At 69.7% G+C, this 23019-nt stretch carries 17 protein-coding genes and 1 pseudogene; 9 read left to right on the forward strand and 9 right to left on the reverse strand.

Going from position 1 to position 23019, the window contains the following annotated elements:
- The first annotated feature begins 311 nt into the window (after window positions 1-311).
- Window positions 312-716: a hypothetical protein gene (locus HEK131_RS21210; RefSeq protein ID WP_244336576.1), complete on the forward strand. Its 405-nt coding sequence runs from the start codon at window positions 312-314 to the stop codon at window positions 714-716.
- A gap of 7 nt (window positions 717-723) precedes the next feature.
- Here HEK131_RS21210 and HEK131_RS21215 read toward each other — a convergent pair whose 3' ends face one another.
- The 7 genes from HEK131_RS21215 to HEK131_RS21245 all read right to left on the reverse strand — a co-directional run bounded on the left by HEK131_RS21215 (window position 724) and on the right by HEK131_RS21245 (window position 9504).
- Window positions 724-1284, reverse strand: coding sequence for a hypothetical protein (locus HEK131_RS21215; RefSeq protein WP_244336577.1), 561 nt, complete (start codon window positions 1282-1284; stop codon window positions 724-726).
- Between the two features lie 12 nt (window positions 1285-1296).
- Window positions 1297-2457, reverse strand: a complete 1161-nt coding sequence (locus tag HEK131_RS21220) for a colicin immunity domain-containing protein (RefSeq protein WP_244336578.1) — start codon at window positions 2455-2457, stop codon at window positions 1297-1299.
- A gap of 69 nt (window positions 2458-2526) precedes the next feature.
- Entirely contained in the window at window positions 2527-3228 is a 702-nt protein-coding gene (locus tag HEK131_RS21225) for a hypothetical protein (RefSeq protein WP_244336579.1), read from the reverse strand.
- Window positions 3229-3394: 166 nt separating this feature from the next.
- Complete coding sequence (locus HEK131_RS21230) at window positions 3395-3697, reverse strand: hypothetical protein (protein WP_244336580.1); 303 nt, start codon at window positions 3695-3697, stop codon at window positions 3395-3397.
- Window positions 3690-8408: a putative T7SS-secreted protein gene (locus HEK131_RS21235; protein ID WP_244336581.1), complete on the reverse strand. Its 4719-nt coding sequence runs from the start codon at window positions 8406-8408 to the stop codon at window positions 3690-3692. The genes HEK131_RS21230 and HEK131_RS21235 overlap by 8 nt, the downstream gene beginning before the upstream one ends.
- Entirely contained in the window at window positions 8408-9040 is a 633-nt protein-coding gene (locus HEK131_RS21240) for a hypothetical protein (RefSeq protein WP_244336582.1), read from the reverse strand. The genes HEK131_RS21235 and HEK131_RS21240 overlap by 1 nt, the downstream gene beginning before the upstream one ends.
- A 14-nt stretch (window positions 9041-9054) precedes the next feature.
- Window positions 9055-9504 carry a hypothetical protein gene (locus HEK131_RS21245; protein ID WP_432215657.1) on the reverse strand — a complete coding sequence of 150 codons (450 nt, stop codon included), beginning with the start codon at window positions 9502-9504 and terminating at the stop codon, window positions 9055-9057.
- 190 nt (window positions 9505-9694) lie between these two features.
- Here HEK131_RS21245 and HEK131_RS21250 point away from each other — a divergent pair, with 190 nt between their 5' ends.
- The 5 genes and pseudogenes from HEK131_RS21250 to HEK131_RS21270 all read left to right on the forward strand — a co-directional run bounded on the left by HEK131_RS21250 (window position 9695) and on the right by HEK131_RS21270 (window position 14547).
- A complete protein-coding gene (locus HEK131_RS21250; protein ID WP_031181605.1) occupies window positions 9695-9892 on the forward strand; it encodes a DUF4236 domain-containing protein in 198 nt (65 codons plus the stop codon).
- Window positions 9893-9956: 64 nt separating this feature from the next.
- Complete coding sequence (locus HEK131_RS21255) at window positions 9957-11486, forward strand: helix-turn-helix domain-containing protein (RefSeq protein WP_244336583.1); 1530 nt, start codon at window positions 9957-9959, stop codon at window positions 11484-11486.
- Window positions 11487-11671: 185 nt separating this feature from the next.
- Complete coding sequence (locus tag HEK131_RS21260; protein WP_244336584.1) at window positions 11672-12064, forward strand: hypothetical protein; 393 nt, start codon at window positions 11672-11674, stop codon at window positions 12062-12064.
- Window positions 12061-12673: pseudogene (locus tag HEK131_RS21265) on the forward strand (nucleotidyl transferase AbiEii/AbiGii toxin family protein); the annotation flags it as partial. The gene HEK131_RS21260 and the pseudogene HEK131_RS21265, both read left to right, overlap by 4 nt.
- A gap of 1646 nt (window positions 12674-14319) precedes the next feature.
- Entirely contained in the window at window positions 14320-14547 is a 228-nt protein-coding gene (locus tag HEK131_RS21270; RefSeq protein WP_244336585.1) for a hypothetical protein, read from the forward strand.
- A 338-nt stretch (window positions 14548-14885) separates the two neighbouring features.
- Here the strand turns inward: HEK131_RS21270 and lanKC are convergent, their stop codons facing one another.
- Entirely contained in the window at window positions 14886-17468 is a 2583-nt protein-coding gene (gene lanKC, locus HEK131_RS21275; RefSeq protein WP_244336586.1) for a class III lanthionine synthetase LanKC, read from the reverse strand.
- Window positions 17469-17736: 268 nt separating this feature from the next.
- On the opposite strand from lanKC, the gene HEK131_RS21280 reads away from it, so the two are divergent.
- Window positions 17737-20040: a tetratricopeptide repeat protein gene (locus HEK131_RS21280; protein WP_244336587.1), complete on the forward strand. Its 2304-nt coding sequence runs from the start codon at window positions 17737-17739 to the stop codon at window positions 20038-20040.
- A gap of 47 nt (window positions 20041-20087) precedes the next feature.
- Here HEK131_RS21280 and HEK131_RS21285 read toward each other — a convergent pair whose 3' ends face one another.
- Window positions 20088-20846 (reverse strand): hypothetical protein, encoded by a 759-nt coding sequence (locus HEK131_RS21285; protein WP_217464868.1) that lies wholly within the window; start codon window positions 20844-20846, stop codon window positions 20088-20090.
- Window positions 20847-21091: 245 nt separating this feature from the next.
- On the opposite strand from HEK131_RS21285, the gene HEK131_RS21290 reads away from it, so the two are divergent.
- Window positions 21092-21802: a DUF5819 family protein gene (locus HEK131_RS21290; RefSeq protein WP_244336588.1), complete on the forward strand. Its 711-nt coding sequence runs from the start codon at window positions 21092-21094 to the stop codon at window positions 21800-21802.
- Window positions 21799-23019: an HTTM domain-containing protein gene (locus HEK131_RS21295; RefSeq protein ID WP_347881866.1), complete on the forward strand. Its 1221-nt coding sequence runs from the start codon at window positions 21799-21801 to the stop codon at window positions 23017-23019. The genes HEK131_RS21290 and HEK131_RS21295 overlap by 4 nt, the downstream gene beginning before the upstream one ends.

The following is a 23019-nucleotide window of genomic DNA, read 5'->3' on the forward strand; positions in this document are numbered from 1 at the left end:
TTCCACCGCATCCTGCCGCCACGCCGGTCCGGCCGATCCGCTAAGGTAAGGCTAAGTTAGGTAACCCTTACCGGGGTGGCTGCCGCGGTGCACCTTCGGCAGATATCTCGATGTCGAGATAACTCTAGTACATGGGGGCTGGATGGTCATGCCTGGACGACGGGTGTGACCGGTCCGTCACGCCCGGAACGGAGAGGCGGACCGGGGCGGGCGGCTGGAACGATCACGGGATGAGCCACTTCCCGTCCCGGCCGGCCGGAGATTCCGCACCGGCAGCCCGACCCGCCGCACGCCCGGATCTGGAGGCCGCGATGGAGGCGGTCAACCGCGACCTGGCGGCGACTCTCCCGGAAGCCGGACCGATGCGGCTGCCGTGCACGCCGTCGGACGACGAGGACGTCCCGGACCAGTACCACGCGGCCCTGCCCGACGGCCGCCGGCACGACGGCGTGACGGACCCCGTCGCCGCCGACATCGCCGCCGACATCGCCGACGCGGCCCAGGAGACGGTCCAGGCGGTGCTGTGGCAGGTGTGGCCGGTGTGCCCCGAGCACCGAGGCGGGGTGCACGCGGAGGCGCGGTCGGACGGCGGGCAAGCGGTCTGGTGGTGCCGGGCCGGCGAGGGCCACGAGCTGTGTGAGGTGGGCGGACTTTCGCAGACCCTCGGCTGGGCGCGCCGGGCGCCGCGCCGGAAAGAGCGCAGGCGAGCGGGGTGACCGGCGCTCAGACGGTGGCTTCCGCGACCCAGGAGCCGGACCCGACCACCACCGGATCGGCCACCGCCTGAGCCCCGCAGGCGTAGAGGAGCCAGCGCAACTCCTCCCAGGAGAACATCGGCTCACCCCACGTATCGAGCCAGAGGTCCAGCCGCCCACCGCCGTCAGCCGCACGGGTGAGACCCCAGAACTCCCAGCCGCGCGCCTCCAGTTCCGGGTCGAAGCGGAAAAGCCAGTTCTGAATCCCCCAGGGCTCGGCACCGGTCCTTTCCCGGTACCGCGCCCGCGCCACTCCGACGGTCGGACCGACCGCGCCACCATCCGAGCAGGCACTGAGGAACCAGTCCGCGATGCCGTCCACGGGAAGTTCTTCCTCGTCGAAGTCCGCGTCCAGGGCGAGAGAGAGAACCGCACTCAGAACATCCCGCAACCTACACGCACAATCCTCCACAGCACCTCCTTCCGGAGCCACCGCGACACAGGTGAGAACGGGAGTTCCCGGATCGATGACAGGCCGTTCGGAAATTCGCGCCAACTCCCGCGCGACACCCTCAATACCGTGCAGCACGCGCCCCCACTTTCAATCAAGACCCTGGGACACGACCACCCAGTAGTCGTCATCCTCAACCGATACGGCGCACAGACGGAACCCGTCAAGCGATACCGCTATGAACTCCGGGGAGCCTGTCACCTGGGCGACGCGAGCGGGAAGGTCGGCTCCCACTTGGTCCCTCACCCTGACCCAACCGACTTTCGACCCTCCCGACCCCGGAGGCATGATGAGGAACTCCGCGTCCTCGTTGTAAAGCGGGAGATGGGAAGACTGGGAATGCCATCGACGACCCAGCTCGCCCATCGCATCGACCGAGGAGAAAGGAACCGAAGCCGCTGGCTCGACTTCGACTCCATTTACCGCATAGAAGGCGGACTGGACTGGCGGAGCATCACCTATGTCGCCCTGCACAACTTGAAGACCACACCTTTGCAGCACCGCCACCCAGTCCTGGGGAATGTCCTTCGACAATTCGGCCACCGCTGAATGGAGTTCCGTGTCCGACAGGTCACCTGGTTCGGCGAGATCCGGCTCGACCTCGTAGTCCTCCAGCAGCATGAACACCTGATCGAAGACTTCTTCGAGCGAGCCGCGGATGCGCTCCCCCTCAGCCTGGGAGGCCCGGCGCGCTTGCCACCATTCTTGAGCGAAGCTCCGCGCACTGAGATCGCCTTCGGTGAACCGGCCGAGCAGTTCGAGTTGTCGCGCTGCGGCACTGCCTTGCTCGACATCGGCAGGCTTGGACCACGCACGCCGTGCGGAGGCGTACGCGGCTGCCACAGAGTTCAGCTCGGGGTCCCGAGCAGCTCGTGTTCGCACGTGACGGGCGAAGCGTGTACGCCCCTCGTCGATCCCCTCCCCCACCGCGGCCGCCATGAAGGGTGCCGTGCCCGCCACAAGCGCGTACCCGCTCGCCGGAAAGAGGACGGCTCCTTCCAGACCCGGGGCCCACAGGAGGGACGGGGGACGGACATTCGGAGCCGCTGCCTCAAGAGGGAGGGCGGAACTTTGCGCCACGGGCTCGTCGACGTCGAGCGCCGCCCACAGGACACGCGAAGCCCCGACAGCGCGGCAACCGGCCGTCATTCGGCGTGCCAGATCTGCATCCCATTGCGGGCCCACCGGCAGGGGCACCACAGACTTCCCTTCCAGCCAGGCCGGTTCGAAGGCTCCGTCCGCATCGAGCACCGCGGAGCGGTCCGACGCTTCGTGTCCTGGACGCCCAGTCTCGTGCGGCACACGCCTCCCTTTCAGTCTTCACAGGTAGGCGAGGTCGCCACCATCGGCGAAGAACTTGTCGATCTCTCGCTCACGCAACTCGGCATCCCTCACCGAGAAGCGATGTTCACCGGCAGCCAGCGCTCTTGCCACCCGATCGTACGATTCCGCAGGGCAGAAGATCACATGCCCCGCAACCGGGTGTCGGTTCAGTGGGACGATCGGCATGAACCCCATGACAATCGCGGCCGAAATGTAGAGCGCCACCGATTTCCGCCGCAGCGATTCGAGTTCTGGGGTGTTCTCGAAGTCACGCGCGAGAGAGAAGTGGCCCTCCATCAGTTGAGCCGCACCCGCCCACCGCTCCGGTCCGGCGCCCGGCGACCCGATGGCCAGCGCGTAGCCTGAGGATCTGCGCAGAAAAGGCTCCACCGTTTCCTGGGCTTCGCTGCCGAAATCAAGGTAGCTGCTGAAGGAAGAATCCAGGAAAGGCAGCTGAGGGAACGCCTTCAGCCCCGCCCGCTTGACGGAACGCCTGAGGTACACGTGGGCGTCGGCTTCGGCCGGCGCGCCAGCCTCCCCAGACAGGCGAGACGACCACGTGAACAGCCGATGACCGGTGAAGGAGTCAAAAGTCTGTCGTAGACAATCCATCTCGCTGTCTGGGCCCGGGTCACACAGAATCCAGAGCGCGGAGACGTCTCCGAGACTTCCCTCAAGGGCCGACGACCGGTCGCCCATCCCATGCACATCCCATGACCTTTGACCGGTAACATTTAAGCTCCGACCATTCCCCGACGATGCCAAAAACTCTTCGCCACCAGGGAACAGGAAATTCCCACGCAAAAGCGAACTCTCCTAGATCAAAGAGATTCCTTGGGGCTCCAGGTCAGATGCGTTCAAGTTGTCACCTCTCGGCTTGCCGAGCTGTGATAATCACGCCATGCTCAAGCCTTGCGACACCCACTCCTGAGATATAAACCTTCGCACTATTGGGCGGATCCACAAAATCGACTTGCTTCTCATAGCGAATGATCCCGTTCAGCCTCATAGGTGAGTTCACGTCAACTCCTGATGTGCTGGCACTGAAATAAAGGTCCTGACCAACACGCACAATTCCTCCCACACAGCGAACAATGCAGATAGCGGCTTCAGGGCCATCCGGCTCACAAGAGTAGATCTGCAGTCTTGCCGCATCGAGTTCATCCATGCTTGTACGCCTCCCGGACAAATTGTTGTACCTGTTCAGGTGATAGCTTGGGTACATCCCACGCGAGGGCATCACTTATACCCTCGTAGGATTTTATTCTAGGTATGTCAATTCCCATATCGCCCAGAATCCTCTGCGCGGTGCTCACAGGAAGCTCTACTGCGGCCCTGCTAGCAAGTTCTCCCGCAGAGAGGTTAACCCCTACTTCCGCCTCTGCGCGAATGAACCCCGGCATGAGATCCACTCCTTCGAGCGCGCTGCGAGGTATAACCTGAACCACTGCATCGCCGAATTGCTCCGAATGTCGCGCGAAGGTTGTCGCCACACCCGGATCAGTAGACGTCGGAGTGGTCCCGGCAGCCCGGTTTCCCGAGCCGGCTTCGTATCCCTTGGTGGTACCCCGAAATAGGTGCTCGTCAGTACAGGCCGCAGGGGCCAACCCCAGGACATCGACCCATCTGTGCGGATTCAGGACGTAGGTCGCCGGATTGGGAGCGGGTGCGAGGCCGAGCGGGTCAGTGGTGATGTACCGCGCCGTCTCCGGGTCGTAATGCCGGAAGTAGTTGTAATGCAGCCCGGTCTCAGGGTCGAAGTACTGCCCCGGGAACCGCAGCGGCGTGTACGCCGTGCTGCCCGCCGTCCATGCCGTCGTTCCCCACAGCGTGCTGCGCGTACGCCAAGCCGTTTCTCCCTGTTCGTCGACCAGTTCCGTCGGTGTGCCGATCAGGTCGGTGACGATGGCGTAGAAGCGGGAGTCGATGTCCGTGTCGGTCGTGGCGGAGGTGATGCGTTCTGTCTGGGTGACGGGGTGGAGGCCCTGGTGGTCCCAGGTGAGGGTCACCGGGTGGGGCAACTCGGCAAACGACGTGGTCTGTTCGCAGAGAGTCGTGCCGTCCCAGGTGAAGTCGACGCGCTCCACCACCGTCTCGCCCGCCATGCGGAGCTTGGCCGTGCGGCGGCCCAGGGGGTCGTAGGTGTAGTGCCAGCGGGTGCCGTCCGGGGTGGTCACCGCGGTCAGGCGGTCCTCCGCGTCCCATTCGTAGCGCCAGGTGTCCGGGCGCCGGGAGAGGCGGGTCTTCTGGCGGAGGACCGTGCGGCCGAGGGCGTCGTGTTCGTAGCGGATGCCGCCGGCCCGGGTGATGCGGGTGCCGGTGTAGGCGCGCGGGCCGGTCGCCTCGCTGCCCGGGTGGCTCGTGGGCCAGCTCGCCTCGGTCTGGTTGCCCGCCTCGTCGTAGGCGTACCGCTCCGTCCAGCCGGACGCGTGGACCGCCGTGACCCGGCCGGAGGCGTCCAGGTCGAAGGTGCGGGAGGACAGGTCGTCGTCGATGCGGGTGACGTTGCCGTCCGCCCGGTACTCGTAGGCGCGGTGGCGGAGGAGACCGCCGCGCGGGGTGCGTACCGACTGGGCCTTCAGGCGGCCCAGCACGTCGAAGGTGTGCTCCAGGGAGAGTGACTCGCCTATGTGGCGGCCGACTTCGCGGCCCGCCGCGTCGTAGGTGAAGTCGATGCTGTGGCCGGAGGCGACCATGCCGGTGCGGCGGCCCGCCGGGTCGTAGGACCAGGTGGTCGTGGCCCCGGTGGGGGTGGTGCGGCCGGTGCGGCGGCCGAGGGTGTCGTGCGTGTAGGTCAGCGTGCGGCCGTCGGCCGTCTCCGAGACGGTGCGGCCGTAGCGGTCGCGCAGGATCTGGAGGGTGGAGCCGTCCGGGCCGACCGCCTCGGCCAGCTGATCGGTGAGGTCGAAGGCGTACGTGGTGACCGCGCCCGCCGCGTCCTTGCGGACCGTGCGGCCCAGCTCGTCCCGCTCGAAGGCGATGGTCTCGCCGAGGGCGTTGGTGCGGGCGGTGAGGCGGCTGCCGGGGTCGTAGGCGTAGGTGAGCGTGCGGTCGTCGAAGTCCGTCTCCGCCGCGAGGCGTCCCGCCGGGTCGTACGTGTACGTCCACGTCAGGCCCTGGGGGTTGGTGACCTCCGTCAGCCTCAGCTCGGTGTCGTACGTGAACGCGTGCCGCACCCCGTCCGGGCCGGTGCGGGCCGTCAGGAGGTCGAAGTGGGTGTACTCGAAGCGGGACACCGCGCCGAGGGCGTCGGTGTGCGTGGTGCGGTTGCCCTCGCCGTCGTAGGTCCACGACTCGGTCGTGCCGTCCGGTGCCGTGCGGCGGACCAGGTGTCCCTCCACCGTCCACTCGAAGCGGGTGACCGCGCCGGTGGGGTCGGTGATCGTGACCGGGCGGCCGAAGGCGTCGCGCTCGTAGGACGTGGTCGCGCCCAGCGGGTCGGTGACGCGCAGAGGGAGGCCGGCACGGTCGGTGGCGATGGTGGTGGCGTGCCCGAGCGGGTCGGTGACGGAGACCAGGTGGCCGGCATCGTCGTACGCGAGGTGCGTGGCCTGGCCTGCCGCGTCCGTCAGCGAGGTGAGGTTGCCGCGGTCGTCGTACGTCTGGCGGACCGTGGTGCCGTCCGGGCGAGTCACCTTCACCGGGAGACCGAGCGCGTCGTACTCGGCGCGGGCCTCGCGGCCGTCGGGGCGGATCACCGTGAGCGGGTTGCCGTCGGCGTCGCGGTGGAACTCCGTGGTGTGGCCGAGGGGGTCGGTCACCGACAGCAGCCGGTTGCGGCGGTCGCGCTGGTAGCGGGTGGTGGCGCCGAGCGGGTCGGTCTCGGCCACGACCTGGCAGTGGCGGTTGACTCGGTAGTGGCTGGTGTGGCCGAGGGAGTCCGTGATGGTGGTGACGGAGTCGCCGGTGGCCGGGTCCGGGTCACCGTAGGTGAAGGTGGAGCGCAGGTGGCCCGCCGCGCCGGACTGGTGGACGCAGCGGTCCTGGTCGTCGTAGCCGTAGGTGAAGTGGCTGTCGTTGGTGTCGGTCCAGGAGGTGATGCGGGCCGAGTCGTCGTAGGTGAAGCGGGTTGGGCGGCCGGAGGAGTTGGTGACCTCGGTGAGGTGGCCGCCGGTGTGGCCGTAGCGGATCAGTTCCTGGTCGGCGCCCGTGAGTCGGAGGGCGGTGACGCGGCCCTCGGCGGTGGATATCCCCAGGTGGTAGCCACCGCTGTGGACGAGGGCGGTCGGTGCGCCGTCGGAGTCGTACTCGAAGGTGATCCAGTTGCCGTTGCGGTCGTCGAGCTGTTCCAGGACCGCGAGGGTGTCGGAGCGGTCGGCGAAGTGCCGCGTGTGCCCCGACTCGGGGTCGGTGAGGGTGTAGCCGCCCTCTACCCGGTCCAGCGGCCAGCGCGGGCCATGCGAGGGCAGGGTCGGCACGCCGGGCGCGGGGTGCGGGTAGGCCAGGACGAGACCGTCCTCGCCGACGAACACCACACCCTGGGCGTCGGTCTCCAGTCGCTGGTCCAGCGTGGAGGACCAGGACGGGCCGAACCAGCCGCCGAGCCGGTACGACGACTCGAACTGCCGCTTGACCAGCAGCGGAAGCACGCCCGGCAGCGCCACGTCGGTCTGTGGCAGCACCATGCGGCCGGTGGCGACGTCGACAGGGTCCTTCTCGCAGACCTTCTCGCCCGGACGCCGGGCCACGTCGTCCGCGTCCTTCTCGACCACGTTCCGGGCGGTACGGCGGATCCCCTGACTGGCGGCTTCCTCCGCGCCCTCCTTCACCGCGAGCCGAAGACCGCCCCGTGCCAGCCCCGCGCCCTTGGTGCCGATCAGCTCCGGGATCAGCCGTCCCACGAACTCCGACGGGTCCTTCTTCAGGCCATCGATGGCCGCCTGGACCGTGCGCTCGGGATGGGTCCCCGCGGAGACCAGACCGGATAGCGTCATGCTGACGTTCTGGAGGTAGGCCGCCGGGTGGGTCAGGTTGTACGGGTCGGTCGGGTTGAGGCCGCGGGCGAAGTTGACCAGACCGGCCGTGCCCTTCAGGGCGCCGCCGACGACGTGGGTCAGCTCGGTGTTGGCGGCCTGGAAGCCGTCGGTGAAGTCGTTGCCGAGGCGTTCCAGCGGCGGGGGTTCGGCCGGGGCGTGCGCGAGGGCCGCCTTGACCTTGCCCTGGGCCTCCGCGGCGGCGGTGTTGCGCTGCTTGCGGGCCTCGGCCAGCTTGGCCACCGCCGCCTTGATGTCGGACTTGCCCGCCCCTGTGTCCTGCACCGGCTTCACACCGGGGTCGTCGCCCGCGCGGGCCTTGGCGTTGTAGGCGTCGGCCTTCTTCTGGTAGTCGTCGGCCGCGTCCTCGAACGCCTTCGTGCCCTTCTTGTACAGCTCGACGGCCTCCGCCGCCTGCTTCTGCGCCCAGGTGACCGTGTCGGCGTACCGCTCCAGCGCGCCCGCCGCCGAACCGCACGCCTCCGCCGCATGGGCCCACTTGGTGGGGTGGACGCCGAACTTCTCCCGGAAGGCGTCGCCGCCCTCGCCCTTCCAGCCCGCCGAGTCGATCTTCTTCAGGCCCGAGCCGACCTTGTCGAACGCCCCATGGAAGTCCTTCAGATGCTTCGCGCTCTCCCGGATCTTCTCCGGCTTGCCGTGCACGAGTTCATCCGCCTGCTCGGTGTCGCCGAGCTGCTGCTCCCCCGGGGTCGCGCCCAGGTCGGAAGCGACGTCGTCGCCCCAGTCCTCCACACCGTCGGCCCAGTCGTGCAGGCCGACGCGGTCCATCGCGCCGCCCAGCTCGTCCGTGCCCGCGTCGACGAGCTCGCCGACCTTCTTCTTGCCCTTGTCGTAGAGATCCTCGGCGCCGCCCAGCAGCGAGTTGGTGACGTCCCCCAGGCCCATCAGCCCTCACCGCCAGGCTGTCCGGCCGCCTTCGCGCGGGCCTCCGGGGACGGGCCGAAGGTGTCGTCCAGGAACTGGTCGTACTCCTTGTCCGACACGCCCGCCGCGCGGCGCATGTTCTCCGGGGTGACGGGGATCGCGCCGACCATGTTCGAGGTCATCGCGTCCCGGCCCGCGTCCTTCCAGCCCTGCTTGCTGTTCTCCCACGCCTGCTCGAAGGACTCCTGCGAATAGTCCACCGTCCGGCCGGACTCGGCCATCTCGCCCCAGCCCATCTTCTCCACGTCCTCCTCGGACGCGTACGGGTTGCCGACGGCCGAGTTCGCCACGACCTTCACGCTGCCCTTGAGGTACTGCTCGGTCTCGTAGTACGTCCCCGCCGACAGGTTCGTCTTCTGCGCGAACGCATTGCCCTCCGCGACCAGGGCACGCACCCCCCACTCCCAGCGCTCGCAGAACGTCTTCAGCTCACCCGTCAGACCCTCGTGACCCAACTCCAGCCCCGACAGAGCGATGCCGGAGAAACCACGGCCGGCGCCGGCCTGGCCGACCATGCCCAGTTCGCCCAGCTCGCCGAGCGTCTCCGTCAGGCCCTTGGCGATCTCCTCCAGGCCCTGCGCCTGGAGATCCATCCCGCCCCCACCACTCACAGCGCACCCCTGTGCCGCGTCTCGTCGCCCAGGTCCACCGCCGCGCCGTCCGGCACGATCCCCACCACCGGCGGGAACACCATCCCGTCCGAGCCGTCCGCGCAGTCCAGTGCCACCCCGCAGGGCACGCCCGCCGCGGGCACGGCGGCGTCCAGCAGCCGGGCGCCCAGAACCGTCCGGTACGTCCACTCCCGTGCCGACTCCCCGCGCGCGACGGCGTACCGGGCGAGGGCCTGCTCGTCGGAGAAGGCGAGGATGAAGCGGATGCCGCCCAAGTCGGCGGTGAGCAGGGCCTGTCCACCCTGCGGGTCCTCGCCGAGCGGCACGAGCACCGGGGTGCGGCGGAACTCACCGAGCAGCTCGGCGAACTCTCTCCTCCGGCTCGCCGCCTCCGCCTCGGCGGGCGACATGCCCCCGTCCGATATCCGGTCCCCGTTCTCAGACATCCAGCCATCATCACGACGGGAATGGTCGAAAACAAGTTCGCACCCGTCACATCCTTGCCACAGGTGACGACGGGCGCGTCCGGCGCCGGCGGCGGACGCCACCGGGCAGGCAACCGGTCATCAGTTCCCCGAATGGGGGTATCCGGGTTGAGCGCCACTCAGGAGCGCCGAACAATCGGAGGAGACAGCCATGGGCCTGACGTTCCGCAAGAGCTTCCGCATCCTTCCCGGCGTGCGGCTGAACATCAACCGCCACTCCTGGTCCATCACGACCGGCGGCGGCAAGCACGGACCCCGCCACACCCACAGCAGCACCGGACGCCGTACGACCTCGATGGATCTGCCCGGCCCGTTCGGCTGGCGCAAGACCACGACCAAGAAGCGCTGACCGGGCGTCACCCGAACGGACCCCCCAGGAGGCGGCATCTCATATCTGAGATAGCCTCAACCTCATGTCAGACGACTACCTCGTACGCATCGGCAAGCTCATCCGTGACGCCCGGCAGCACCGTGGCTGGACACAGACGCAGCTCGCGGACGCGCTCGGCACCAGCCAGAGCGCGGTCAACCGCATCGAGCGCGGCAACCAGAACATCAGCCTTGAGATGATCGCCCGGATCGGTGAGGCCCTGGACAGCGAGATCGTGTCGCTGGGCTACGCGGGTCCGATGCACCTGCGGGTCGTCGGCGGCCGTCGCCTGTCCGGCGCCATCGACGTCAAGACGAGCAAGAACGCGTGCGTGGCCCTGCTGTGCGGGTCCCTGCTGAACAAGGGCCGTACGGTGCTGCGCCGGGTGGCCCGGATCGAGGAGGTGTACCGCCTGCTGGAGGTCCTGAACTCCATCGGCGTGCGCACCCGCTGGATCAACGACGGCGTCGACCTCGAACTGGTCCCGCCGGCCGAGCTGGAGATGGACGCGATCGACGCGGAGGCGGCCGTCCGCACCCGCTCGATCATCATGTTCCTCGGCCCGCTGCTGCACCGCATGGACCGCTTCATGCTGCCGTACGCGGGCGGCTGCGACCTCGGTACCCGCACCATCGAGCCGCACATGATCGCGCTGCGCCGGTTCGGCCTGGACATCGCGGCGACCGAGGGCCAGTACCACGCGGTGGTGGACCGCACGGTCCGCCCGGACCGCCCGATCGTCCTGACCGAGCGCGGCGACACCGTGACGGAGAACGCGCTGCTGGCGGCGACCCGTCACGACGGCGTGACCGTCATCCGCAACGCCTCCTCCAACTACATGGTCCAGGACCTCTGCTTCTTCCTGGAGGCCCTGGGCGTACGGGTCGAGGGCATCGGCACCACCACGCTCACCGTGCACGGCGTCCCGAACATCGACATCGATGTCGACTACTCCCCCTCCGAGGACCCGGTCGAGGCGATGAGCCTGGTCGCCGCGGCCGTGGTGACGGAGTCGGAGCTGACGGTGCGCCGGGTGCCGATCGAGTTCCTGGAGATCGAGCTGGCGGTCCTGGAGGAGATGGGCCTCGACCACGACCGCAGCCGCGAGTACTTCGCCGACAACGGCCGCACCCGCCTGGTAGACCTCACGGTCCGCCCCTCCAAGCTGGAGGCGCCGATCGACAAGATCCACCCCATGCCGTTCCCCGGCCTGAACATCGACAACGTCCCGTTCTTCGCGGCCATCGCCGCGGTGGCCCAGGGCCAGACCCTGATCCACGACTGGGTCTACGACAACCGGGCCATCTACCTCACCGACCTCAACCGCCTCGGCGGCCGCCTCCAGCTCCTCGACCCGCACCGCGTCCTGGTCGAGGGCCCCACCCGCTGGCGCGCCGCCGAGATGATGTGCCCGCCCGCCCTCCGCCCGGCGGTGGTCGTCCTGCTGGCGATGATGGCCGCCGAGGGCACGTCGGTGCTGCGCAACGTGTACGTCATCAACCGGGGGTACGAGGACCTGGCCGAGCGGCTGAACTCGATCGGGGCGCAGATCGAGATCTTCCGGGACATCTGAAGGTTCTGAGGAAAAGAATCGCGAAGCCCCTCCTGACCTGAAGAAATGAGAGGCAGGAGGGACTCGCGGAGCCTTTGGGACTTCTGGGCGCAACAAGCTCGCCGGAGGATCCGCCCCCGCTTCGCTCCGGACGCCGACTCGCGCATCAGGACCCTCGCAACGTCTCCGGACGCCGGAATGGACTCATGCCCTCCAGCCCACCGCACTCTGCGCCCAGCCCGGGGGACGTCCCGGGCGCGGACGCCGAGGACCTCGCGCTGTACCGGGAGAAGTTCCGCCGCCGTCTGCCGGAGTCGCGGGACGAGCTGCACGGGCCGGCGCAAGGTGTCGTGGATCTGCCGCTGCACATCGCCTGGCCAGGCACGACCTCATACGACCTGGGCAAGCCACGCCAGCGCATGGGCCTGTACCGCACCGCCCTGCACGAGGGCCTCCACGACAACCTGCCCCGCTACCTCAACCAGGACCTGCTCCTCCAGCTGTGGCCGGACTTGCGCACACTCGTCGGTCGCACCGTGCGCGCGGTCTGGGAAGACGCCTTCCCGCGGCTCGCCTCCCGCACCCGGGCAGCCGCATGACGGACATGCCGGAGCTGCACGCGCGACTCCTGGCAGATGTGATTGCGCTCGGTTCCCCGTATCCCCGGTTCTCACCGGCGGGTATGCAGTGCGGGCACACCGCCTCGTAAGCCGCCCCAGCCAGGATCTCGACGTCGCCACAGAGAACCCGGCGCCCATGGCCGACATCGCCGCCACGCTCCGCACCGGTCTTGAAGCCCGCGGCTGGAAGGTTCACGCGCTGGAGACCGCCCCGCTGTCCGCCCGCTTCACCGTTTCCGACCCGGCCACCGGGCAGGAATGCGAAGTCGGCATCCTCAAAGAGATCTTCTGGCGACCGGTCGCCCAGAGCCCGTACGGACCCGTCCTCGCGGCGGAGGACGTGATCGGGACCAAGGTCCGTGCCCTGGCCGATCGCGGAGCGCCCCGCGATCTGATCGATGTGTTCGCGGCCTCTCGCCGCTGGGCCAATGCCGAGCTCGAGGAGTTCGGCCGCCGCCACGCCCGCGGCCGCTTCGAACACGAGGATCTGCAATCGAACCTCACGGGCGCCGAATGGACGACGAGGCCTTCGCCGCCTATGGACTCGATGACGCCACCATCACAGCACTCCGCGCGTGGGCCACGGAGCGCCACGAGCGGGTCCGCGTAAACGCCGGTCGCCTCGATGAAGGCGCGGACCTCGGCCAGGTCCACACCGATGCCTGCCAGGTGACGTCGTCACCGGAACCCGAACCGACCAAGGACGCAGACATCTGGGAAATGTGGCACAAGGTCAACAAGGACAACGCCTTCTCCAAGCGGACCGTGCCGCTGATTCACCTCTGGGCCGTCGCGGGCAAGCCGGGCGGACCGAGAAGTACAACGACCTTGTACGGCAGGTCGCCCGCGCGTGAGATGGTGACCATGACCTCCTCGTATCCCGCTGCCCTGCCCCTGCTCCTCGGCATCGTCGTTGTCGTCGTGACCGCCTTCGGCCTCGCCGGCTACGGACTCCCCACTATCGGCAAGGGCGGCCGGGAGAATGTGGCACGCGGCGCCGCCGCGCTCGCCGGAGCCCTCGCCGCGTCCGCCTACGTCTGGGGTCTGGCGTCACTTGTCCGTGACGAGAGCGGAACCGCACGGGCGTGCCAGGACGCGAACCCCGCGCTGTACGGGCAGGTGGGCAGCTACAGCGTCTCCTACCTGCCGCCCGCCCTTGAGTGTCGCCTGACGTCCGGTGGTTCCTACGGGGCAGCCGTCCCGGGATTCCTCACGCCTGTCATGACGGGCTGCGCGGTGATCGCGGTGACGCTCGCTCTGATTGCTGTGGCCGAACACCGCCGCACCACCCCATCCGACCATCCTGAGACGAGGAACACGTGAGCGCAGACCCCGCCTCCCCGTTCTCCCGCTGAGGGTTCCTGCTGCGCGCCGCCGCAGTCGTCACCACCGTGACAGTCCTGCCTCACTCGCAGACGTTGGCCTCCCCCGCCTACTCTGCGGGGCCACAGGAGTACACCTTCCCCAAGGCCGTTCGTGAGGGCGTCGCACGGGCCGAGGCCCGGAACAAGCGCTCGGCGCACCGGAGACTGTCCTGGTCCACCTCCTCCGCTGCTTCCACTACGAACTCGCGGAACTGCAGCCCGGTGAGGCTGTCGACTGCCCCCCCCCTAGACGGGCTCACGGGACCCGCACGCGATCTGGCCTCCGGCGCCGCCGTACGAATCCGTCCAGGTGACGACCACACCGTCGTCGTCAGCGGAACGCGGCCTGACACCAGCCACCACACCGCGCCCCTCGCGGAGTCAGCAAGGGGCGCGGAAATCGCCGTCACCGGCCCTGCGCACGAACCGGCGCCACGGGCCTGCGCCGATCTCTTGCCCCACGGCTTGTCGGGAGACCGGGTGCAGGGGTCGTAGGTCGCTGCCACCGACCGAGTGACCTTTCGGCATCTCCGGTTCCGTGGCCTTGTGAGACGCACCCCCGTACGAGCACCACGATCGAGTGAACTCGGGAACTCTCCCCGGCGATGGGGCGTATGTTGACGTGAGGGTCGAGCGATTCACCCTGGATGCCCGCCCCGACGGGGCCGGGCGGTCACCTCCCGCTGCGGAGGCGCATTCATGATCTTTGTCCGTGGTTGTTTTCCGGGAGGTCACGATGAGAGGCCCTTGACCGCACCACTCGAAGCGAATTCACGAATCTGACGTCGCGTTCACTGACGTCACCTGCATGCATGCATCACATCGAAGGCGGATTCATGAAAACGATCGCACCGAACCTGAGGAGACCCTATGAACGCACAATTCGCAGACGACGCTAGGCGCTTCTGGTATCCCTACTTGAAGGTCGGCTTCCTCATCGCCAGCAGTCTTCTCTTCGGGACGCTGGCCATCCTGGTGGCACTGGCGTTCAAGCAGCCCTGGTGGACGGCCATCTGCGTGGGAGCGGGGTGTACCGGCTGTGCCGGCGCCTTCCTCTTCGCGGCGGCCACCTACGTGCACTCGATTCGTACACCGTAGTCATTCATACATAGACAGGAAGGGCCCCGAGGTGGACGCACCTCGGGGCCCTTCGTGTGTGGTTACTTCGCTTCGACGTGGCAGTACCAGATGGTGCTGCTCTGGCCGATGGCGCCGTCCAGCTCCTCCGACTCGAGCTGCGGGGTGAGGATCTGGAGGTCGAGGATCGCGTTCATGGTGAGTTCTCCTTGGTATGTGCTTCTGATGTCGTGACCAGGGATCAGCAGCCGTTACGGACTGCTCGGCACCCGGGACTGATCACGGCCACTTGCCCCGGACCTGTGTGCCCGGTCTTCGCCGGGCCGCCTTCGCGGCGCTTCTGGGCACTTCGGTGAGGGTCACGTTCGGTCCTCTCGTTCGTTCCGGACGGGTCGGGGCAGCAGGGGCAGGACGGGCAGGCCGTCGGAGACGGTGTGCAGGGCGTGGAGGATGCCCGCCGTACCGGTGGCCAGGTCCATGGACAGGCGCATGTTCTGGCTGCCGATCACGGCGATACCGCCGTCCTGGGACAGCGCGTGCCAGGCCAGGTCGCGGATGTGGGCCGTGAGGGCAGCGGCCAGGGCCGGGTCGCGGTCGGCCGCCCGGTTGTGGGCGAGGGCCGCGGCGAGACCGGCCCGGCCGGCGACGAGCCCGCTGTGGACGGTGAAGTCCATGTCCAGGGCGGAGTGCAGGGCGTCCAGGGTGCCGGTCAGCTCCTCCTCGGGGCGGTGCCCGAGGTAGGCGGACAGGGCCACGGCGATGCCGGCGGCGCCGCCTGCGAGGGTGGGCAGCGGCCGGGTTCCGTCGCTGGGGGCGAGTGCCGTGCCCACGCGCCGGCAGTGGGCGAGGTCGAGGTGGATCGCCTGGCGGGCGAGGTCCAGCCAGCGGGTCTCGCCGGTGTCCTCGTACAGGCCGAGGAAGAACAGGGCCGGTCCGCTCCAGCCGCGCATGAGTCCGGCGCGGACGGCGGGGGTCCGGGTGACACCGGTCAGCCGGGCGGCGAGGAGCTCACCCGTCCGCAGGGCCTCGGTGTGCAGGCCGGGCATGTCCAGGGCCCGCGCGAGATGACGCAGGTTCAGTCCGATGCCCGCCAGGCCGTCGTGCATCCCGCTCGGTGTCGCCTCGGTGGTGAGGTCGCTCGCCCGGTTCAGCACGTCCAGGGCCTGGTCCGGGCGGCCGAGCAGATGCAGGGTGTGGGCGACGCCGTGCAGGCCGTCGTACAGACCTGGGCGCGGCTGTTCGTCGCGCCGGGCGGCCTGCCACAGCCACTCGTGGTGTCCGGGGTCGGTCTCGTGTCCGGTGACGGTCAGCGCGTACAGGACACCCGCGGCGCCATGGGCGAGGGTGTGGCCGCCGTCGTGCAGTGCGGCGGGCTCGCCCGGGAAGAGCCGGTCGAGGCGCTCGGGGGTGGCGGCGGCCTGGATCGCGGTGACCAGCGCCCGCTCCAGCTCGCGGGCCTGGGCCGAGCCGGGGGCGTCGGCGGCTGCGGCGAACAGGTCGGGTATCGCCCGGTCGGTGCGGGTCGTGATGTCGGGCGGGGTGAGTGCGGCGCGTACACGGTCGGTCATCGTGGCGGGCAGGGGGAAGAGTCCGGCCGCCGCCTCCACGAGCTGGGCGGCCCGGGCCGGGTCGATGTCCAGCGTCGTGGTCAGCGGCAGGAACAGCGCCAGCCGCAGACTGTCCAGCGCGTACCGGTCCCGGTCGAAGCCGACGGCGTGCCCGGCGACGAAGCCGGGGGTGGCGATGCTGGGCTCGGGGTCGTCGGTGCCGGGCCGGTAGGCGATCTCGAAGTCGATGAGGACGACGCGTCCGTCGGGACGGAGCATCACGTTGCTGGGACTGAGGTCGCCGAACACGGTTCCGGTGGCGTGGACGGCGTCCAGGACGCGTTCGAGCTGGTCCAGGATGTCCAGCACGGTGTCCACGTACTCCTGGCGCTCCCCCGCGTCCCGGCCCGGCCGGTTCAGCGGGTTGGCGGTGGCCGTGAACTGCTGGAGGGTCTGGCCCTCGATGTACTCCTGCACCAGGAAGTGGTGCTCCCACGCGGTGAAGGTGCCCAGCAGCGCGGGCACGCTGTCCAGATGGGCGAGGCGGCGCAGCGTCGCCGCCTCCCGGTGCAGCCGGGTCACCGCGTCGTCGCCCGCGCCGTCCAGGCCGGCCAGCGGACGGGCCTCCCGCAGGACCACCCGGCGGCCGGTGGCGTTGTCGGTGGCGAGGTAGATGCCGCCCCCGTTGGAGTAGTGCAGGGCCTTCTCCACGGTGTACGGGAAGGCCGGTTCGTCCGCCGACGCCTGACCGGCGGCGATCTGCTCGGCGATGAACCCGGGCACCGGCGCCCACTCGGGGATCTGGAAGACGGGGGCCCGCTCGTCGGGGACGAGCACCCCGTCGGGACGGACGACGGCGGCGGTCCGGTCACCGTTCGCGGACAGGCATTCGCGGCGGGCGAAGCCTCCGTAGCGCACGTAGAGCGGCCCCTGCCGCCACCTCAGGTCGCTGAGGATGTACGGACCCGTGTAGTGGGCGAGGAGGGGGCCCAACTCCTCCAGGACGTCCTTCAGTTCGGCGTCGTCCACCGGGTAGAGCGTGATCAGCTTGCCGCTGCTGCCGCGAGGCGCGTACTTGCTGTTCGTGGACTGGTGGACCCGCGAGTTCGGGAGGAACTTGAAGGTCAGGGAGCGGGACAGGCAGTACTCCCACACCGTGTCGATGACCTCGGCCGCGTCGTCGGCCGTGGCGGAGACGTGGATCTTCCAGCCCTGGCCGGGGAGTCGGAGGCCCTCGGGGCTCAGGTACACCCAGGAGCTGTTCTCCACGCGCTGCCAGCCGGCCGGGGCCGGGCGCCCGGTGGCGGGGAACGGCGTACCGGCTCGCGAGGCGGCGGGGTGGTCGTAGAACCGCACGCCGGCCCGGCAGTAGGCGAGGTGGTTGGCTCTTTCCACGAGACTCTCTCCTTCAAGGGGACACCGACGGCGTGATCCGCATCACGCCGCCCCGGTGTACGACCCGCCGGGCTCGCGCCGCCGAAGCCGCCGCGCCCGGACAGTGCCGGGATTCCGCGGGGCCGGCCTTGTTGTGCGAACGGGTCAAGTTGATCAGCCGGGCCATGGGGGGCACCAGGCAGTTCGTCCGGCAGGAATACGGGCCGTCATACTTCTGCCGGGGAGCTGGTGTTCGAGGCTGGACAGCGCTGAGCAGGGGGTATTCGACGTGGGCACTGCACCGGTCGCGGAGGAGTTCGGGCGGCTGCTGCTGACCCTGCGTACGCGCGCCGGGCTCAGTCAGGAGCGGCTGTCGCATGCCGCGGGGGTGAGCGTGCGCGCGCTGGCGGATCTGGAGCGCGGTCGCTCCCGAGGGCCGCAGCAGCGCACCGTGCAGGCCCTGGCCGCCGGGCTGGGCCTGGACGACGAGACCGCCGCCGAGCTGGAACGGGCCGCCGGCCGGGGACGGCCCCGCCCGCGGCCGGCCGCGGAGCCGCACGCCCACAGCCCGCTGGCCCTGCCCCGCGACGTCAGCGACTTCGTCGCCCGCGGTCCGGCGCTGGCCGGGCTGCTCGCCCTGGCCGGGCGCACCGACACCGACCGCTGTGCGGTCAGCGTGGTGTCGGGTCAGCCGGGCCTCGGCAAGACCGCCTTCGCGGTGCACGCCGCGTACCACCTCGCGCCGCACTTCCCGGACGGGCAGCTCGTCCTCGACCTGCACGGCATGGACCCGGAGCCGACCAGCGCGCGCGACGCCCTCGCGTCGCTGCTGCGGGCGGTGGGCGTGGCCGAGCGCGCGATCCCGGCCGCGACCGACGACCGGTCAGGACTTCTGCGGTCGGTGCTCCGCGACCGGCGGCTGCTGCTGGTGCTGGACAACGCGGCCGGCGAGGACCAGGTCCGGCCCCTGCTCCCCGGCGCCGGGCGCTGCCTGACGATCATCACCAGCCGCCACGCCCTGGCAGGTCTCGAGTCGGTCCACCGGACCGACCTGGCGCTGCTTCGCCGGGAGGAGGCGGTCGAGTTGCTGAGCCGCATCGTCGGCCCCGAGCGGGTGCGGCGGGAGGCCCAGGCCACGCGCGACCTCGCGGACCTGTGCGGACTCCTGCCGCTGGCCGTACGGATCGCCGGGCAGCGCCTCGCCGGGCGGCCGCACGAGCGCATCGGCAAGCTGGCCGCCCAACTGGCCCAGGAGAGCCGCCGCCTGGACACGCTCCGGGCCGGGGACCTCCAGGTGCGGGCCGCTTTCGCCCTGTCCTACCGGCAGTTGGGCCCGGCCGCCAGAACCGTGCTGCGCCGGGCCTCGCTGGCCGCCGGAGGCGACTTCAGCCCGGAGACCGTCTCCCTCCTGGCCGGCCTGCCGATCGACGAGGCGGCCCGGTGTGCCGAGGAACTGACGGACGCCGGGTTGCTGCAGCCCGACGCCGTCGCCGAGCGCTACCACTTCCACGATCTCCTGAAGCTCTTCGCCACCGAGCAGGTGGGCGTCGAGGACGGTGCCGAGGTGTCAGGAGCCGCACTGGACCGGACCGCGCGGTGGATGCTGCGCCGGGCCACGGCGGCCGCGCTGCGCTTCGACGCCGACCCGGACCAGGAACTGCCGTACGGCGATCCCGACCCCGCCGGTGCTCCCGCGGACCGCGACGAGGCCCGCGCCTGGCTGGAGGCCGAGCGCGCCCAATGGCTCGCGGCCCTGCACCGGGCGAAGGACACCGGACTGCATCAGCAGGTGATCGACGCGGCCCGCGCCATGCACTGGTTCTCCGACCTCAACCAGCACTGGGAGCTGTGGGTGGAGGTCTTCCGGTGCGGGGCCGACGCGGCCCGCGCGCTGGGCAGCAGGCAGGACGAGGCCGTCCACCTCAACTTCCTGGCCTGGGCCTACAACAACTGCGTCCACGATCCCGGCGCCGCTCTGGTCACCGCCGACGCCGCGCTGGAGGTGGCCCGTGACATCGGGGACCGGCTCCAGATGGGCTGGGCGCTGGGCTACGGGGCGTCGGCGCTGCACCGCCTCGGCCGGGCCGAGGAAGCCATGGCCCGGCTGCGCGACGCCGTCGACCGCCTCGCCGACCAGACCTCCGTGCAGGGGCGCCTGGCCGAACTCACCGCCCTGAACATTCTCGGCAGCTACCTGCGTCAGTCGGGCAGCGCCGAGGAGGCTCTGGCCATCCACCGGCGCAGCGAGGCGATCTGCCGTGCTGAGGAGCCCGGACGGCCCACCGAGCTGATCACCGTGTATCTCGGGGCGAGCCTGCAGCACATCGGCAACGACCTCGCGGCGCTGGGACGCTGGGCGGAGGCCGAGGAGCCGCTGCGAGAGGCTCTGGACATCTTCGAGACCGTGAACATGGCCGCCTGGGCCGAGGCCACCCGCCTCGACCTCGGCATCGTGCTGCGCCGTCTGGCCCGTCACGACGAGGCCCGCCGAACCCTGCTCACCGCCTACGAGGCACTGCGCAGGCTCAACAGCCCCAGACAGGCGGAGGCCACGGCCGCTCTGCGCGAGCTGGAGGTGAGCGGGCAGGTCTGAGCGCCGGGGACGGTTCGGTCCCGGCCCCGGCGATCAGGTCCTCGCTCTCAGCCTCCGGTGGTCGCACCCGTGGTGGTCGCACCGGTACCGCCACCGCCGCCACCTGTCGTGGCACCGGTCGTGGTCGCGCCGGTTCCGCCGCCGCCACCGGTCGTCGCGCCGGTGGTCGTCGCGCCCGTACCTCCGCCGCCACCAGTGGTCGCGCCGGTCGTCGTGGCGCCGGTACCGCCGCCGCCACCGCCGGTCGTCGCACCGGTGGTCGTCGCGCCGGTACCGCCACCGCCGCCGGTCGTCGCACCGGTGGTCGTGGCTCCTGTGCCGCCACCGCCGCCTGTCGTGGCACCGGTGGTCGTCGCGCCCGTACCTCCGCCGCCACCTGTGGTCGCGCCGGTCGTGGTGGCTCCGGTGGTGCTGGTGCCGCCTGTCGTGGTGGTGGTGGCTCCGGTCGTGGTGGCTCCGGTACTCGTGGCTCCGGTCGTCGTGGTGGTGGCGCCCGTCGTGGTGGCGCCCGTGCCGCCGCGGCCGCCTGTGGTCGCTCCGGTGGTCGTGGCGCCGGTGCCTCCGCCGCCGCGGTTGCAGAGCCTCGGGTCCACGCGGACGCCGGTCTTCGCGTTCACCGCGATGATCTGTCCGTTGCGCAGGACGAGCTTGCAGGCGATGTTCGGTGCGGCCGCCGACGATGCCGGCGCCTTCGGTGTGTCGGCCGGTGCTCCGACGGCCATGACGCCGCCTGTTCCCACGAGCGCCACGGCCAGATAGGTGGCGCCGACCGCCTTGGGCAGATGCCTCCACTTGCGCGCCGCCATGATGCCTCCCTCAGGGATGGGCCAGATACTTCTCCAACCTGAGGTACCGGCCATGACCGAGGCGTTGGTCCAGCGTGACGGTGCCGTGACACCGGCCCGGCATCGATACCGACCACCGTTCGGCCGAACAGAAATCCCCTCTCCCCACCCGCCTCCCTATGCTGATCTCACATGATCGGCTAAGCGGCCGGGGAATTCCCCGGCGCTCATTTCCGAATGTCCGGGAACCCCAGATCAGGGGGAGCATGGTGGAGCGACACGAGGGCGTGGGTGACACCGGCCCGCAGGACACGGCACCCCGGGAGCCCACCACGAGCGGTGCGCTGCCCCCCAGGCTGAACGGCTCGTGGTCCAGGCCCGCGCGGCTCTGGCTCGCCGCGGTGATCGTGGTGACGGCGATGGCGGTCACCATTCACCTGCTGCTGCTCTTCCTCTATCTGGCCCCCGCGAACGCCATCAGCAAAGAACACCGGGAACTAGTGAACAGCTACGTCTATCCGGAATTCGACCAGAACTGGAAACTGTTCGCCCCGAATCCGCTCCAGGGCAACATCTACGTCGACGCGCGCGCCGAGGTGGAGATGCCCGACGGTTCCCGGCGCACCAGCGACTGGGTGGCCCTCACCGGGCAGGACATCGAGAGCATCCGGGACAACCCCGCCCCCAGCCACGCCGACCAGAACCTGCTGCGCCAGGCGTGGGACTTCTACACCCGGACCCATGACGCCAAGGGCCTGCCCGTCGGTCTGGAGGGGCAGCTCTCCGAGGCGTACGTACGCCGGATCGCGGCGGGCCGGCTCGGTCCGGGTCTGCTCGGCGGGCAGGTGGTCAAGGTCCAGTTGCGTTCGACGTACCGTCCGATCGCCCCGCCGAGGTGGAGCGACGAGAACGACGCCGAGCCGGTCACCTACCAGACGCTGACCTGGTGGCCGGTCTCGAAGGAGGACTTCCGGTGACCGCCGACACGGAACGCACCCCGGCGCCCTCCCCCTTCAAGGGCATGAGCCGGCGGATCGACGCCAGGATCATCAGGTGCCTGAACGACATCACGGGCCGGGCGCTCTTCCCGTACCAGGCGGCGATCGTCCGGATCGGCTTCTCCCTGACCTTCCTGCTCTATCTCCTGCGGGAGTTCCCGAACCGGCAGGAGTTGTACGGCACCACCAGCCCGTGGTCCTTCGATCTCGCGCAGCGGCTGATCGCCTCGAACGGCGCCTTCTCGATCCTGATGTGGTCGGACAGCGGCTGGTGGTTCGAGGTGGTCTACCTCGTGGCGATCGCCGCGAGTCTGGGCCTGCTGCTGGGGTGGCACACCCGCACGATGTCGCTGCTGTTCATGGTGGGCGTGCTGGCGCTGCTCAACCGCAACGTCCTGCTGGGCGACGGCGGCGACACCCTCATCCACCTGGTCGCCGGCTATCTGGTGCTCACCCGCTGCGGCCAGGTCTGGTCCCTGGACGCCAGACGGAGACGGCGCGCGGCCGAGGACGGTTCCCGCGGGGACGACGGCGTACCGGTCCGCGTCGCGCTCTGGACGGTTCTCGGCCTCTTCCTCGCGCTCTCCCAGCTCACCGGGTTCGCGGAACTGTCCTGGGGCTGGGCGCTGTTCCTGTGGGGGATGTGGCTCGTCCAGGCGCTCTGGTTTTGGGTGGAGCGCGGCGGACACACCGAGTTGCGCGCGGTCATGGACGCCACGGCCAACGTCGTCCACAACGCGGCGCTGCTGGTGATCGCCGCCCAGGTCTGCATCCTGTACGCGACGGCCGGGCTGTACAAGATCCAGGGTCCTCGCTGGCAGGACGGCACGGCGGTCCACTACCCGCTGCACCTGGCCTACTTCAGCCCGTGGGGCCCGCTGTCCCGGACCGTCGACCGCAGTGCCGTACTGGTCACCGTCATCACCTACGGGACGGTCATCCTCCAGGTGGCCTTCCCCTTCACCCTTCTCAACCGCCGGGTGAAGAACGTGCTGCTGCCCATCCTGATGGCGGAACACGCCTCCATCGCGGTGCTCTGCGGGCTGCCGTTCTTCTCGATGGCCATGGTGTTCGCCGACGCGGTGTTCCTGCCGACGAGCTTCCTGCGCTGGCTCGGCTCCTGGGTGTCGGGCACGGCGCACCGGCTGGCCGAGCGGGTGCGCGGCCGACGGGACCCGGAGACCGCCGAGGCGTGA

Origin of the sequence: Streptomyces seoulensis, assembly GCF_022846655.1 — a bacterium.
In the GTDB taxonomy this organism is placed as follows: Bacteria; Actinomycetota; Actinomycetes; order Streptomycetales; family Streptomycetaceae; genus Streptomyces.